A 15,435-nucleotide genomic window follows, 5' to 3' on the forward strand; every position below is an offset into this window, starting at 1 on the left:
GCCTGCCCTATCCCAACACGACCTCTCGCCCGCACCAATCCCGTGGCTGCCCGGCAACGATCAGCAGACGGTTTCCCGCACCGCCCACCTGAGCCACGCAGTGGCCCTGCTCATCCCAGAAGGCACTACGCCCTGCTGCCGCCCAGCCTCCCGTGGGGCCGCCGTGATTGGCCATCAGCACCGCCATGCCATGGCGCTGCGCATGGCCCAGCAGCAAGGCGCTGTCATGCTCATAGCCACCTTCGCCGATCAGCACACTGGTAGCGTACACCCGGGCGCCACCCGCCGCAGCCCGCGCCGGGTGATCGGCGTGGCTGAAATCGGCGCACACCGACAGGGCCACCAGTTGGTCACCGACAGGCAGCAACTCGCCGCCCTGGCCCGGGGAAAAGAACCGCGCCTCACCGCCGTGCAGGTACTGTTTGGTATAGAAAGCCAGCGCTCCATCGGCCTGCAGGATGCAGGCGGCGATTTGCGGCTTGTCGCGGCCCGGCACACGTGGCGGCACACCGACCACCGTGGTCATCCCCGCCTCCCTGGCGAGACGCCGCAAGGGGTCGAATAGGGCACTCTCAGGCGTCTGCGCCAGATCGAGGGCCAGGGTGGGCTCGTAGCCGGTCAGCGACAGCTCGGGAAAGACCAGCAGCCTGGCACCCGACTCGGCGGCGTGCTGCATGAAAACCTTGTGCGTGGCCAGATTGGCCTCGAGGTCACCGGCGCGAACCGCACACTGGGCGGCGACCAGAACGGATGCCATGGGTTTCTCCGGCAAAAACGCCACCTTAACCCGCCCTCCGGGTGAGGCACCAGAACGCCGGGCGCGGTTGGCCATGCCGAATGGCAGCCAATAAAAAAGCCAGTCAGGTCACCCTGACTGGCTTTCTCGACGCGGCGGCTTCAGCCCGGATCAGACACCCGAGGCCTTGGCAGCGGCGACGTCCTTGATGGACAGCTTGATACGGCCGCGGTTGTCCACGTCCAGCACCAGCACTTCCACTTCCTGGCCTTCCTTGAGGATGTCGGTGACCTTCTCCACGCGTGCATCGCTGAGCATGGAGATGTGCACCAGACCGTCCTTGCCCGGCAGGATGTTGACGAAGGCGCCGAAGTCGACGATACGCTCGACCTTGCCGACGTAGATCTTGCCGATCTCGGCCTCGGCGGTGATCGCCAGTACGCGCTGCTTGGCGGCGTCGGCGGCTTCCTTGGTTTCGCCGAAGATCTTGATCGAGCCGTCGTCTTCGATGTCGATCGACGCCTTGGTTTCTTCGCAGATGGCGCGGATGGTGGCGCCGCCCTTGCCGATGACGTCACGGATCTTGTCCTGGTCGATCTTCATCGCCAGCATGGTCGGAGCGTTGGCCGACAGCTCGCTGCGCGACTGGGCGATCACCTGGTTCATCTGGCCGAGGATGTTCAGGCGCGCTTCCAGGGCCTGGTTCAGGGCGATCTCCATGATCTCTTCGGTGATGCCCTGGATCTTGATGTCCATCTGCAGCGCGGTGACGCCATTGGCGGTACCGGCTACCTTGAAGTCCATGTCGCCCAGGTGGTCTTCGTCACCGAGGATATCGGTCAGCACGGCGAATTTCTCGCCTTCCTTGACCAGACCCATGGCGATACCGGCAACCGGCGCCTTCATCGGTACACCGGCGTCCATCAGGGCCAGGGAAGCACCGCAAACGGAAGCCATGGAGGACGAACCGTTGGACTCGGTGATCTCCGAGACGATACGGATGGTGTACGGGAACTCGTCGGCGCTCGGCAGCATGGCGGCAACGCCACGACGGGCCAGGCGGCCGTGGCCGATTTCACGACGACCGGTGGCGCCCATGCGACCACACTCACCCACCGAGTACGGCGGGAAGTTGTAGTGCAGCATGAAGGGGTCTTTCTTCTCGCCTTCGAGGGTGTCGAGCAACTGCGCATCGCGGGCGGTACCGAGGGTGGCCACGACCAGCGCCTGGGTTTCGCCACGGGTGAACAGGGCCGAGCCGTGGGTCTTGTCCAGCACCCCGACTTCGATGTTCAGGCCACGTACGGTACGGGTGTCACGGCCATCGATACGCGGCTTGCCGTTGACGATGTTCTCGCGCACGGTGCGGTATTCGATTTCGCCGAAGGCGTCTTTGACTTCGCCGGCGCTCGGCTGGCCTTCCTCACCGGAGAACTTGGCAACCACCTGGTCGCGCAGCTCGCCCAGGCGCGCATAGCGATCCTGCTTGATGATGATGGTGTAGGCGTCGGAAATCGCGGCACCGAACTCGGCGCGGATGGCGTCCAGCAGGCTGGTGTTGGCGGCAGCGGCCTGCCAGTCCCAACGCGGCTTGCCGGCTTCGGCGGCCAGTTCGGTAACGGCCTGGATGACGGCCTGGAATTCGTCATGGGCGAACAGCACGGCGCCCAGCATCTGGTCTTCGGTCAGTTCCTTGGCTTCGGATTCGACCATCAGTACCGCGTCTTTGGTACCGGCCACGACCATGTCCAGGCTCGACGCCTTGAGCTGCTCGTAGTTCGGGTTCAGCAGGTAGCCGGTCTCGGGATGGTAGGCAACACGGGCGGCACCGATGGGGCCGTCGAACGGGATGCCGGAGATGGCCAGGGCAGCCGAGGTACCGATCATCGCGGCGATGTCCGGATCGGTCTTCTTGCTGGTGGAGACCACGGTGCAGATGACCTGCACTTCGTTCTGGAAGCCTTCCGGGAACAGCGGGCGGATCGGCCGATCGATCAGGCGCGAGGTCAGGGTTTCCTTCTCGCTCGGGCGCGCTTCACGCTTGAAGAAGCCGCCAGGGATCTTGCCGGCTGCGTAGGTCTTTTCCTGGTAGTGCACGGACAGCGGGAAGAAGCCCTTGCTCGGGTCGGCGGACTTGGCGCCTACCACGGTGACCAGCACGGTGACGTCGTTGTCGACGGTGACCAGCACGGCGCCGGAAGCCTGACGGGCGATACGGCCAGTCTCGAGGGTGACGGTCGACTGACCGAATTGAAATTTCTTGATTACCGGGTTCACGGTGTTTTCCTTCTCTCTGTTGCCTTTGGGGGAAACGGTTCTTGCGAATTCGTGGGCAATCGCTGCGGGAGTCGGCCCGGCACTGTCCAGAGGTGAAGCGGCAAAGGGCTTCGGTGCTGCTAAAAACGGGTAGAGCATAAACGCAAAAGCTGGAAGCGGGGCGAGCCCACTTCCAGCTTTTGCGGTCAACGACGACTAAGCATTGCTTAGCGACGCAGACCCAGGCGACCGATCAGGGCGCTGTAACGGCTGGTGTCCTTACCCTTCAGGTAGTCCAGCAGCTTGCGGCGCTGGTTGACCATGCGGATCAGGCCACGACGCGAGTGGTGGTCTTTGCCGTTGGCCTTGAAGTGGCCTTGCAGCTTGTTGATGTTGGCGGACAGCAGAGCAACCTGGACTTCCGGGCTACCGGTATCGCCTTCGGCTTGCTTGTAGTCGTTAACGATCTGGGCTTTTTCTTCAACGCTGAGTGCCATGTGGGCATCCTCTCATCTGGAGACAGTCGCAAGGACAGTCTCAATAGGCCGGGAATCGCTTCCCGTGTTTTAAAAGGAGGTATGACCGTGCCTATTGACAGCCACCCTCGTTACGAGCCGCCGAAACGGCTCGCCACGGTCACGCGGACCGAATCAGACGACGCGGCGCAATGCGCCCGTCTTCGCTCACTTCACCGATACCGATGAAGCGAGCATTGTGATCTTGCACCCGGACCATGCCGAACTTCGGCGCATCCGCGGCGCGAACCGGCTGCCCTTGCAGCCAGTAGAACGCACTGTGCTCCGAGAAGCTCAGCAGCGGCCAATGCTCCAGCCCGCTGTCCACCGGCAGCAGGAAGCGATCGACGGCTTCGTTGCCACCCTCTTCGTGGGCCTGCAGCAATTCATCCAGGCTGACACTCTGCGCCAGGTCGAACGGGCCGGCCTTGGTACGACGCAGCTCGGCGACATGGGCGCCGCAGCCCAGCAGGTGACCGATATCCTCGACCAGCGTGCGGATATAGGTGCCTTTGCTGCAATCCACCGCCAGGCTCGCCCGGTCGGCAGCGCAGGACAGCAACTCCAGGCGCGCAATAGTAACAGAACGCGCCTCGCGCTCCACTACTTCTCCGGCACGGGCAAGCTTGTACAGCGGCTGGCCGTCGCGCTTGAGCGCCGAATACATCGGCGGCACCTGGCTGATGTCACCACGAAAACGCGGCAGCAGCGCCTCGATGTCCGCGCCGTCGACATTCACCTCGCGACGTTCGATCACCTCACCCTCGGCATCGGCCGTGGTGGTGGTGACGCCCAGCTGCATGACCGTCTCGTAGCCCTTGTCGGCATCGAGCAGGTACTGGGAGAACTTGGTCGCCTCGCCGAAGCACAGCGGCAGCACGCCGGTGGCCAGCGGATCGAGGCTGCCGGTGTGCCCGGCCTTCTCGGCATTGAGCAACCAGCGCACCTTCTGCAGCGCCGCGTTGGAGCTGAAGCCCTTGGGCTTGTCGAGCAGGATGATGCCGTCGACCTTGCGACGAATACGCTTAACCTGGGCCACGCGCTTACTCCTTGGCCTCGGTATCGCTGTCGACGTGCTTGCTGTCCTCGGTCACCGCACGCTCGATCAGCGCCGACAACTGGGCACCGCGCACGATGCTTTCGTCGTAATGGAAACGCAGGTGCGGCACGCTGCGCAGCTTCATCGCCTTGCCCAGCTGCATGCGCAGGAAACCACTGGCGTCGTTGAGCACCTTGAGGCTCTGCGCGATGGGGTCGGAACCCTCCTGCGGCTCGGCGCCCATGACGGTGATGAACACCTTGGCATGGCTGGCGTCACGGCTGACATCGACCGCGGTAACGGTGACCAGGCCACCCAGGCGCGGGTCTTTGACTTCGGTACGAATCAGCTGCGCCAACTCGCGTTGAATCTGGTCGCCGATACGCTGGGCACGGCTGTAGTCTTTTGCCATCGTTGCTACCTTCCACTCGTCTCGCTGCCTGCAAAGGCAGCGGACTCAAAAGCGGCAAACGCCCGGCCGCGCAGATGCGGGGCCGGGCGTTGCGTGTTGCGACTCGCGATTACAGGCTGCGAGCCACCTGGACTTTCTCGAACACTTCGATCTTGTCGCCGACCTTGACGTCGTTGTAGCTCTTCACGGCGATACCGCACTCCATGCCGTTACGCACTTCGGCCATGTCGTCCTTGAAGCGACGCAAGGACTCCAGCTCGCCTTCGAAGATCACCACGTCGTCACGCAGTACGCGGATCGGGCGGTTACGGTAGACCGTACCCTCGACCACCATACAACCGGCGACCGCACCGAACTTCGGCGAACGGAACACGTCGCGCACTTCGGCGATGCCGAGGATGTTCTCGCGAACGTCGCTGCCGAGCATACCGGTGAGCGCCTTCTTGACGTCCTCGATGATGTCGTAGATGACGTTGTAGTAGCGCATGTCCAGGCCTTCGGCCTCGACGATCTTGCGCGCACCGGCGTCAGCACGGACGTTGAAGCCGAACAGCACGGCGTTCGACGCCAGGGCCAGGTTGGCATCGGACTCGGTGATACCACCGACGCCGCCACCGACCACGCGCACCTGCACTTCGTCGTTGCCCAGGGTGCTGAGCGAGCCCTGCAGTGCCTCGAGAGAACCCCGCACATCGGACTTGAGCACGATGTTGAGGGTCTTCTTCTCTTCCTGGCCCATGCTTTCGAAGATGTTTTCCAGCTTGCCAGCGTGGGCACGTGCCAGTTTCACTTCGCGGAACTTGCCCTGACGGAACAGCGCAACCTCGCGGGCCTTCTTCTCGTCGGCCACGACGGTCATGTCGTCACCGGCTTCCGGTGTGCCGTCCAGGCCGAGAATCTCGACCGGGATGGACGGGCCGGCTTCCTTAACAGGCTTGCCGTTCTCGTCCAGCATGGCGCGGATGCGGCCGTAGTTGGAGCCGACCAGCACCATGTCGCCCTGGCGCAGCGTACCGTCCTGAACCAGCACGGTGGCCACCGGGCCGCGGCCCTTGTCCAGACGCGATTCGACGACCACACCACGACCAGGTGCCGACGGCATGGCCTTGAGTTCGAGGACTTCGGCCTGCAGCAGAACCGCTTCGAGCAGCTCGTCCACGCCGGTACCCATCTTGGCCGACACATGCACGTACGGTGCGTCGCCGCCCCACTCTTCCGGAATCACGTCGAGCGCGGCCAGGCCGTTCTTGATGTTGTCCGGGTTGGCATCGGGCTTGTCGATCTTGTTCACCGCGACCACGATCGGTACGCCAGCCGCTTTCGCGTGCTGCACCGCTTCCTGGGTCTGCGGCATCACGCCGTCGTCGGCCGCCACCACGAGGATGACGATGTCGGTGGCCTTGGCACCACGGGCACGCATAGCGGTGAACGCCGCGTGACCCGGGGTGTCGAGGAAGGTCACCATGCCGCGCTCGGTTTCCACGTGGTAGGCACCGATGTGCTGGGTGATGCCCCCGGCTTCGCCGGATGCCACCTTGGCACGACGGATGTAGTCGAGCAGCGAGGTCTTGCCATGGTCGACGTGACCCATGACGGTCACTACCGGCGCACGGGAGATCGCCTCGCCTTCGAACTTCAGGGACTCGGCCAGCTGCTCTTCGAGCGCGTTGTCGCTGACCAGCTTGACCTTGTGGCCCAGCTCTTCGGCGACCAGCTGAGCGGTCTCCTGATCCAGCACCTGGTTGATGGTGGCAGGCGAGCCCATCTTGAACATGAACTTGATGACTTCAGCAGCCTTCACCGACATCTGCTGGGCCAGTTCGCCCACGGTGATGGTCTCGCCGATCGACACTTCACGCACCACCGGGCCGGCCGGAGCCTGGAAGCCATGCTGGTTGCGCTTCTTGAGCTTGGACTTGCCACGACCGCCGCGACGGAAGCCATCGCTCTCTTCGTCGATGGTACGCGGCGCGACACGCGGAGCAGGCGCCTTTTCCTTGACGGTCGGGCGGTGCTGGGTGGTCTTGCGCTCGCCACCACGGCGATCGGCTTCGTCGCTACGGCTCTTGTCCGGACGGCGCGGCTCTTCCTTCTTGCGCTCGTCAACGGCCGGGGCAACCGGTGCGTCGACGACGGCCGGGGCCGCAGCCGCTTGCGCAGTACGCTCGGCCGGCGCCGCAGCCGCCTGACGCTTGGCCTCTTCTTCGGCCTGGCGCTTGGCTTCTTCCTCGGCCTTCAGGCGAGCAGCTTCGGCCGCAGCACGCTGCTCTTCGAGCTCGCGCTGTTTCTCGGCTTCGATCTCTTCGTTGCTGCGCTTGACGAAGGTCTTCTTCTTGCGCACTTCAACGCTGATGGTCTTGCTACCCGCAACCTTGAGGGTGCTGGTGGTCTTGCGCTGCAAGGTAATCTTGCGCGGTTCCTCGGCTTTCTTGTCGCCGTGGCTGCTCTTCAGGTGAGCAAGCAGGGCCTGCTTTTCGTTATCGGTGACAACTTGCTCGGCACTGCTGTGCGGCAAACCCGCCTCTCGCATCTGCTGCAGCAGGCGCTCTACCGGTGTGTCGACCACTTGGGCCAGTTCTTTCACCGTGACTTGCGTCATGCACTTCTCTCCTCAGGCCGTAAAACTTACTCGAACCAATGGGCTCGGGCGGCCATGATCAGCTTGCCGGCACGCTCTTCGTCGATGCCGTCGATGTCGAGCAGGTCGTCGATCGACTGCTCGGCCAGGTCTTCACGGGTAACCACCCCGCGTACTGCCAGTTCCTGCGCCAGGCCTTTGTCCATACCCTCGACTTCGAGGAGGTCTTCGGCTGGCTGGGCGTCTGCCAGTTTTTCTTCCGTGGCGATGGCCTTGGTCAGCAAACGATCCTTCGCCCGAGAGCGCAGTTCGTTGACGATTTCCTCGTCGAAACCGTCGATGCTGAGCATCTCTTCCATCGGCACGTAGGCGATTTCTTCCAGGCTGGTGAAGCCCTCTTCGACCAGCACCTGGGCCAGTTCTTCGTCGACTTCCAGCTCGTCGATGAAGCCCTGCAGGATATCGCCGGTCTCGGCCTGCTGCTTGGCCTGGATGTCCGCCTCGGTCATCACGTTCAACGTCCAGCCGGTCAACTGACTGGCCAGGCGCACGTTCTGACCACCACGGCCGATGGCCTGGGCCAGGTTGTCCTCGCCAACGGCGATGTCCATGGCGTGGGCATCCTCATCGACGATGATCGCCGCGACTTCAGCCGGCGACATGGCGTTGATGACGAACTGCGCCGGGTTGTCGTCCCACAGCACGATATCCACACGCTCACCGACCAGTTCGCCGGAAACCGCCTGAACGCGCGAGCCGCGCATGCCGATGCAGGCGCCTTGCGGGTCGATGCGCTTGTCCTTGGAACGTACCGCGATCTTGGCGCGCGAACCCGGGTCACGGGAGGCGGCCTTGACTTCGATGAGGCCTTCGGCGATCTCCGGCACCTCGATGCGGAACAGCTCGATCAGCATTTCCGGCGCGGTACGCGACAGGATCAGCTGAGGGCCGCGGTTCTCGGTGCGGATTTCCTTGAGCAGCGCACGCAGGCGCACGCCGACACGGAAGGTCTCACGCGGGATGATGTCTTCGCGAGCCAGCAGAGCCTCGGCGTTGGCGCCCAGGTCGACGATGACGTTGTCGCGGGTAACCTTCTTGACAGTACCGGCGATGATCTCACCCAGGCGCTCGCGATAGGCTTCGACGACCTGGGCGCGCTCGGCTTCACGCACCTTCTGCACGATGACCTGCTTGGCGGTCTGCGCAGCGATACGCCCGAATTCGATGGACTCGATCTTCTCCTCGAGTACATCGCCGACCTTGGCGTTGGCCTCGACCGCACGCGGCATGTCAGTCGTTACCTGGTGCGCCGGATCCTCGAAGTTTTCCTCGTCGACCACGGTCCAGCAGCGGAAGGTCTCGTAGCTACCACTCTGGCGGTTGATCGCCACCCGCAGTTCGACTTCATCTTCAAAACGTTTCTTGGTCGCCGTGGCCAGCGCCAACTCCAGCGCCTCGAAAATCACAGCGGCCGGTACGCCCTTTTCATTGGATACCGACTCAACAACCAGCAGTACTTCTTTGCTCATCGTACGCCTCGCCTTTCGCAATCCATTGGGATCGACACATTCCGATCCCGCAGGATCCGTGTCTCAATCAAATCGGGGGATAATGTTGGCCTTGTCGATCATATCGATCGGCAAAAGAAACTCGTGGTCATCCACCTGCACCACCACGTCCTCTTCCTCCACACCGCGGAGCAGACCCTGAAAGTTGCGGCGCCCTTCGAACGGTGAGCGCAACTTGATTTTCACCTGCTCGCCGACGTGACTGGCGAACTGGGCCAACGTGAACAGTGGCCGATCCATACCGGGCGACGACACCTCGAGGGTGTACTCCGCACTGATGGGATCCTCGACGTCGAGAACGCCGCTGATCTGCCGGCTGACCTTCTCGCAGTCGTCGATGAGAATGCCGTCGGCATGATCGATGTAGATACGCAGCAGCGAATGCCGCCCCTGAGACAGGAACTCGATACCCCAGCATTCGTAGCCAAGCGCTTCGACTACCGGGGCCACCAAGGCCTGCAACTGTTCTAGCTTGCTCGACACCTGAACCCCTCGCGCATGCTGTGCAAATAAAAAATGGGCGAAACGCCCATCTACAAGACCGCCCAGACGGCGGGAAATCTGTCTGCCAGCTAACAAAAAGCCCCTTGAAAGGGGCTCAGTGACAACTGGCTGCGGGGGATGGACTTGAGCCAACGACCTTCGGGTTATGAGCCCGACGAGCTACCGGACTGTTCACCCCGCGCTAAAACTGGGAGCGGATTATAAGGCTGAACCGCCATACAGGTCAACCAACCCCCAGATACAGAAAAGCCCGCATGCAGCGGGCTGTTCCGTTCAATTGGTACCGAGAAGGGGACTCGAACCCCTACAGCCTATGGCCACTACCACCTCAAGGTAGCGTGTCTACCAATTCCACCACCTCGGCAAATTTGACACTTACTGCGCTTCGGGAGCCTGAGGTACGTCTTGCTCACCCGAAGTTGGCGCCTGCTGTTGCTGCTCAAGCACCGGTACATCTTCTGCAGGCTTGTTGCCCTGCGGCACTTCCATCACTGCCGGATCTGGCAAACCAGCCTGACCCAGTGTATCAGACTTTTGATTAGCAAAATACGCTAACCCCAAGCTGGTAATGAAAAAACTGGCGGCGAGTATAGCAGTAACTCGGCTCAGAAAGGTAGTGCTTCCTTGACTACCGAAAACGGTATTGGACGCACCCGCACCAAACGAAGCACCTGCATCGGCACCTTTACCCTGCTGCAGCAGAACCAGCACAACCACACCGATCGCTGCCAGCAGATGAAGAACTACAACGCCTGTTTCCAGCATATTCTTAGTTTCCTGCAGCGCGACAGATCGCACCGAACTCATCCGAATTCAGAGAGGCTCCACCCACAAGCCCCCCATCGATATCAGGCATGCCGAAAAGCTCGGCTGCATTGGCGGCCTTGACGCTGCCGCCATAAAGAATTCTCAAACCACTTGCCACCTGCGGGTCTTTCGCAGCGACCTGCGCGCGAATTGCCGCATGTACATCCTGCGCCTGCTGAGGCGTTGCCGTCAGCCCGGTGCCAATGGCCCAGACCGGCTCGTACGCCACCACCGCACTCGACAGCACCGCAACACCCAGCGCCTCGATCACACTGTCGAGCTGACCGGCAACCACCTTGAGGGTTTCGCCCGCCTCGCGCTGCTCCAGGGTCTCCCCGACGCACAGCACCGGCACCAGCCCGTTGAACTGAGCCGCCGCGAACTTGCGCACGACCTGCTCATCGCTGTCACCCAGAATCAGGCGACGCTCGGAATGACCGACCAAGACCAGCCTGCAACCCGCATCGCGCAGCTGCTCGCTCGACACTTCTCCAGTCAATGCGCCCTGCCCGGCTTCGACCGCACAGTCCTGGGCGCCTACCGACACCGCACGACCAGCGAGCCCCTCGACAACCTGACCGAGGTGCACGCTGACAGGAAACACTGCAACCTCGACGTCGGCAGGCAGCGCCTGCCGACCCAGACCATCGATCAGCTCTGCGACACTGGCGCGGGTACCGTGCATTTTCCAGTTACCAGCAACCATTGAGCGACGCATGCTTTACCTCGTTGGTCAAAGAGGGCGCAGATGTTACCCAACCGCTTGGGGACTGGCAAGCCGAATCAAGCACAGACGCGCGAGACAATTTCAGCCAATTCATCGGCATAGGCGCGAACCTGGGTTTCCTCCTCGCCTTCGACCATCACCCGCACCAGCGGCTCGGTGCCGGACTTGCGCAGCAGCACGCGGCCGCGGCCGGCCATGCGCTGGGTCACGCTGTCGCTGGCAGCCTGTACATCGGGATGCTTGAGCGGATCGATACCTCCGCCGAAACGCACATTGACCAACACTTGCGGGCACTTGCGCAGCCCCTGGCGCGCTTCGGCCAGGCTCTGATCGCGGCGACGAATGGCCAGCAGCACCTGCAGCGCGGCGACGATGGCATCACCGGTCGTCACGTGCTGGAAGCACACCAGGTGCCCGGAATTTTCTCCGCCCACCTGCCAGCCACGTTCGAGCAGCTCGGCGATCACGTAACGGTCGCCGACATTGGCGCGCACGAAGGGGATGTCCAGTTCCTTGAGCGCGAGCTCCAGACCCAGGTTGCTCATCAGCGTGCCGACCACGCCGCCCTGCAGCTTGCCGCGGGCCTGCAGATCGCGGGCGATGATGAACAGCAGCTCGTCACCATCCACCACCGCACCGGTATGGTCGACCATCAACACCCGATCGGCATCGCCGTCGAAGGCGATACCCAGGTCGGCATGGCGCGCCGTGACTTCGGCCTGCAGGTTCTCGATATGGGTGGAGCCGCAATCGGCGTTGATATTCAGCCCGTTGGGCTGGGCCGACAGCACCGACACCTCGGCACCCAGCTCCTGGAATACCGCCGGCGCCACCTTGTAGGCCGCGCCGTGGGCGCAGTCGAGCACGATTTTCAGGCCGGAGAAGTCGGTACTGGTCGGCACGCTGCTCTTGCAGAACTCGATATAGCGACCCGCGGCGTCGTTGATACGCGACACCTTGCCGAGCTGCTCGGACTCGACCACGGTCATCGGCGCGTCGAGCAGTTCCTCGATCATCAGCTCGACTTCATCGGGCAGCTTGGTGCCCTGCCCCGAGAAGAACTTGATGCCGTTGTCGTGGTGCGGGTTGTGCGAGGCGCTGATGACGATACCCGCCTCGGCATGGAAGGTGCGCGTCAGGTAGGCGATCGCCGGCGTCGGCATAGGCCCCAGCAGCATGACGTCAGCACCGGCCGCAGAGAGCCCAGCCTCCAGTGCCGACTCGAACATGTAGCCGGAGATACGCGTGTCCTTGCCAATCAGGATGCGGCACTTGCCCTGCTTGCGAAACGCCATGCCGGCGGCCCAGCCCAGCTTGAGCATGAAATCCGGGGTAATGGGGTACTGACCGACGCGCCCACGGATACCGTCGGTGCCAAAATACTTGCGACTCAAAACGACAACTCCCTTTTTCTGTTTACTGCGCCGCTTCGACCGCAGCGACCATGCGCACCACGTCGACGGTTTCCGCCACATCGTGCACCCGCAGGATATGCGCCCCCTTGGCGACCGCCAACGCCGCCAGGGCCAGGCTGCCGTACAGCCGACCGTCGACTTCGCGGCCCAGCACGGCGCCAATCATACTCTTGCGCGAGACGCCGACCAGCAGCGGCAGACCAAAAGCCTGCAGCGCCGGCATGCGCCTGAACAGGCTGAGATTATGCTCCAGCGTCTTGGCGAAGCCGAAACCCGGATCGAGCACGATACGCTGCGCCGCGATGCCGGCCGCCTCGCAGACCGCCAGGCGCTCGCGCAGAAAGTCGGCCACCGCTTCCAGCACGTCATCGTACCGGGGGCTTTGCTGCATGGTCGTGGGTTCGCCACGCATGTGCATCAGGCAAACCGGCAGACCACTCTCGGCAGCCGCCTGCAGGGCGCCCTCGCGCTGCAGCGAGCGCACGTCGTTGATCATACCGGCACCGAGCCGAGCCGACTCGCGCATCACCTCGGGGGTGGAGGTATCCACGGAAATGATCACGTCCAGCTCGGCAGCGACCGCTTCCACCATCGGCGCGACACGCTCCAGCTCTTCGGCCACCGACACCGGGGCCGCACCGGGGCGCGTTGACTCGCCGCCGATATCGATCAGTGTCGCGCCGGCGCGCACCATGCCTTCGGCATGCCGCAACGCCGCATCGCGCAAGGCGAAGCGACCACCATCGGAAAAGGAGTCGGGGGTGACGTTGAGGATGCCCATCACTTGCGGATGGCCCAAATCAAGAAACCGGCTGCCACAGGGCAGCCGGTTGTTTTTTTGCACTAGAGACATGTGACGGTTTTATACCTCGGCAGCAGGACCGCCGATGGGCTTCTCGGGACGATCCGCTTCGTCAGGCTTGGCAGATGGCTTGCCGGCATCGTTGCCGCCGCCGGTCCAGTCCTTCGGCTCGCGCACGGTACGGCCGCTCATGATGTCGTCGATCTGATCGATATCGATGGTCTCGAATTTCATCAGCGCTTCGGCCATGGCGTCGAGCTTGTCGCGGTTGTCGGTCAGGATCTGCTTGGCGGTGTTGTAGCAGTTGTCGATGATCGCCCGCACTTCGGAGTCGATCAGCTTGGCCGTTTCGCCCGATACGCTGGCACCGGAGGAGCCACCACCGCCCCGCAGGAACGGCTGATCGTCATCTTCGGCGTACAGCAGCGGACCCAACTTCTCGGACAAACCCCACTTGGTGACCATGTTGCGCGCGATCTGGCTGGCACGCATGATGTCGTTGGACGCCCCCGTGGTGACGCCATCGAAGCCCAGGGTCATCTCTTCGGCGATACGGCCGCCGTACAGCGAGCAGATCTGACTGGTCAGTGCACGCTTGCTGAGGCTGTAGCGATCTTCCTCGGGCAGGAACATGGTCACGCCCAGGGCGCGGCCGCGGGGAATGATGGTGACCTTGTAGACCGGATCGTGCTCGGGCACCAGACGACCGACGATGGCGTGGCCGGCCTCGTGATAGGCGGTGTTGAGCTTCTCCTTGTCGGACATGACCATGGTCTTGCGCTCGGCGCCCATCATGATCTTGTCCTTGGCCAGCTCGAATTCCTTCATTTCCACCAGGCGCTTGCCGGCCCGGGCGGCGAACAGCGAGGCCTCGTTGACCAGGTTGGCCAGGTCGGCACCGGAGAAGCCCGGCGTACCACGGGCGATGACCGCCGCCTTGACGTCTTCACCCATGGGGATCTTGCGCATGTGCACGTTGAGAATCTGCTCGCGGCCACGGATGTCCGGCAGGCCGACGACCACCTGACGGTCGAAACGGCCCGGACGCAGCAGCGCCTGGTCGAGCACGTCGGGACGGTTGGTAGCGGCAATGACGATGATGCCATCGTTCATTTCGAAGCCATCCATCTCCACCAGCAACTGGTTGAGGGTCTGTTCGCGCTCGTCATGACCGCCGCCCATGCCGGCGCCACGGTGGCGACCGACGGCGTCGATCTCGTCGATGAAGATGATGCACGGCGCGTGCTTCTTGGCCTGCTCGAACATGTCGCGCACGCGGGAGGCGCCGACACCGACGAACATCTCGACGAAGTCGGAGCCGGAAATGGTGAAGAACGGTACCTTGGCTTCGCCGGCAACCGCCTTGGCCAGCAGGGTCTTACCGGTACCCGGCGAGCCGACCATCAGCACGCCACGGGGGATGCGGCCACCCAGGCGCTGGAATTTGCCCGGATCGCGCAGGAACTCGACCAGCTCGCTGACTTCTTCCTTGGCCTCGTCGCAACCGGCGACGTCGGCGAAGGTGGTCTTGACCTGATCTTCGGAGAGCAGGCGCGCCTTGGACTTGCCGAAGCTCATCGGCCCGCCCTTGCCGCCGGCGCCGCCCTGCATCTGGCGCATGAAGAACATGAACACGGCGATGATCACCAGAATCGGGAAGCTGGCGACCAGCAGCTGGGTCCAAATGCTCTGCTGCTCGGGCTGCTTGCCGACGATCTCGACGTTGTTGTCCATCAGGTCCTTGATCAGGCCATTGTCCTGGATCGCCGGGCGCACGGTCTCGAACGAGGAGCCGTCGGAACGCATGCCGCTGATGATGTAGCCATCGACGGTGACGCGCTTGACCCCGCCGCTCTGCACCTGCTCGATGAATTGCGAGTAGTTGAGCTTGTTGGTCTCGCTGGGGCTCGAGAAGTTGTTCATCACCGTGACGAGGACGGCGGCGATGATCAGCCACAGGATCAGATTCTTTGCCATGTCGTTCAATTAGCTACCCTCTGAAGCAGGCCCCTTGCCGAAGCGTGCTTCGCATGACGACCAGTTATAAACCGATCTAACTTACTACAAACGCCCGCT

The 15,435-nt window shown here is 62.9% G+C and carries 13 protein-coding genes and 2 tRNA genes; all 15 read right to left on the reverse strand.

Annotated features, from left to right (window positions below; genetic code table 11):
* Positions 1-7 precede the first annotated feature (7 nt).
* The 15 genes from K8U54_RS05270 to ftsH all read right to left on the reverse strand — a co-directional run bounded on the left by K8U54_RS05270 (position 8) and on the right by ftsH (position 15,336).
* Positions 8-757 carry a carbon-nitrogen hydrolase family protein gene (locus K8U54_RS05270; protein WP_249909179.1) on the reverse strand — a complete coding sequence of 250 codons (750 nt, stop codon included), beginning with the start codon at positions 755-757 and terminating at the stop codon, positions 8-10.
* A gap of 150 nt (positions 758-907) precedes the next feature.
* Positions 908-3,013 (reverse strand): polyribonucleotide nucleotidyltransferase, encoded by a 2,106-nt coding sequence (gene pnp / locus K8U54_RS05275; protein ID WP_013792666.1) that lies wholly within the window; start codon positions 3,011-3,013, stop codon positions 908-910.
* Between the two features lie 206 nt (positions 3,014-3,219).
* Complete coding sequence (rpsO, locus tag K8U54_RS05280) at positions 3,220-3,489, reverse strand: 30S ribosomal protein S15 (protein ID WP_042554902.1); 270 nt, start codon at positions 3,487-3,489, stop codon at positions 3,220-3,222.
* 139 nt (positions 3,490-3,628) lie between these two features.
* Complete coding sequence (truB, locus tag K8U54_RS05285; RefSeq protein WP_249909180.1) at positions 3,629-4,546, reverse strand: tRNA pseudouridine(55) synthase TruB; 918 nt, start codon at positions 4,544-4,546, stop codon at positions 3,629-3,631.
* A 4-nt stretch (positions 4,547-4,550) separates the two neighbouring features.
* A complete protein-coding gene (gene rbfA, locus K8U54_RS05290; RefSeq protein WP_249909181.1) occupies positions 4,551-4,958 on the reverse strand; it encodes a 30S ribosome-binding factor RbfA in 408 nt (135 codons plus the stop codon).
* 109 nt (positions 4,959-5,067) lie between these two features.
* Positions 5,068-7,557 (reverse strand): translation initiation factor IF-2, encoded by a 2,490-nt coding sequence (gene infB / locus K8U54_RS05295; RefSeq protein ID WP_249909182.1) that lies wholly within the window; start codon positions 7,555-7,557, stop codon positions 5,068-5,070.
* A 26-nt stretch (positions 7,558-7,583) separates the two neighbouring features.
* Complete coding sequence (gene nusA, locus K8U54_RS05300) at positions 7,584-9,065, reverse strand: transcription termination factor NusA (RefSeq protein WP_249909183.1); 1,482 nt, start codon at positions 9,063-9,065, stop codon at positions 7,584-7,586.
* Positions 9,066-9,128: 63 nt separating this feature from the next.
* Positions 9,129-9,587, reverse strand: coding sequence for a ribosome maturation factor RimP (gene rimP, locus K8U54_RS05305; RefSeq protein WP_013792672.1), 459 nt, complete (start codon positions 9,585-9,587; stop codon positions 9,129-9,131).
* A gap of 126 nt (positions 9,588-9,713) precedes the next feature.
* Positions 9,714-9,789 (reverse strand) — tRNA-Met (locus K8U54_RS05310).
* A gap of 97 nt (positions 9,790-9,886) precedes the next feature.
* Positions 9,887-9,972 (reverse strand) — tRNA-Leu (locus K8U54_RS05315).
* An 11-nt stretch (positions 9,973-9,983) separates the two neighbouring features.
* Positions 9,984-10,373: a preprotein translocase subunit SecG gene (secG, locus tag K8U54_RS05320; protein ID WP_249909184.1), complete on the reverse strand. Its 390-nt coding sequence runs from the start codon at positions 10,371-10,373 to the stop codon at positions 9,984-9,986.
* A 4-nt stretch (positions 10,374-10,377) separates the two neighbouring features.
* On the reverse strand, positions 10,378-11,133 hold the full coding sequence (gene tpiA, locus K8U54_RS05325; RefSeq protein WP_249909185.1) for a triose-phosphate isomerase: 756 nt from the start codon (positions 11,131-11,133) through the stop codon (positions 10,378-10,380).
* Positions 11,134-11,198: 65 nt separating this feature from the next.
* Positions 11,199-12,536 carry a phosphoglucosamine mutase gene (gene glmM, locus K8U54_RS05330; RefSeq protein WP_249909186.1) on the reverse strand — a complete coding sequence of 446 codons (1,338 nt, stop codon included), beginning with the start codon at positions 12,534-12,536 and terminating at the stop codon, positions 11,199-11,201.
* Between the two features lie 22 nt (positions 12,537-12,558).
* Entirely contained in the window at positions 12,559-13,410 is an 852-nt protein-coding gene (folP, locus tag K8U54_RS05335; RefSeq protein ID WP_249909187.1) for a dihydropteroate synthase, read from the reverse strand.
* Between the two features lie 9 nt (positions 13,411-13,419).
* Positions 13,420-15,336: an ATP-dependent zinc metalloprotease FtsH gene (gene ftsH / locus K8U54_RS05340; protein WP_249909188.1), complete on the reverse strand. Its 1,917-nt coding sequence runs from the start codon at positions 15,334-15,336 to the stop codon at positions 13,420-13,422.
* Positions 15,337-15,435 lie beyond the last annotated feature (99 nt).

This window comes from Pseudomonas fulva (assembly GCF_023517795.1).
In the GTDB taxonomy this organism is placed as follows: Bacteria; Pseudomonadota; Gammaproteobacteria; order Pseudomonadales; family Pseudomonadaceae; genus Aquipseudomonas; species Aquipseudomonas fulva_D.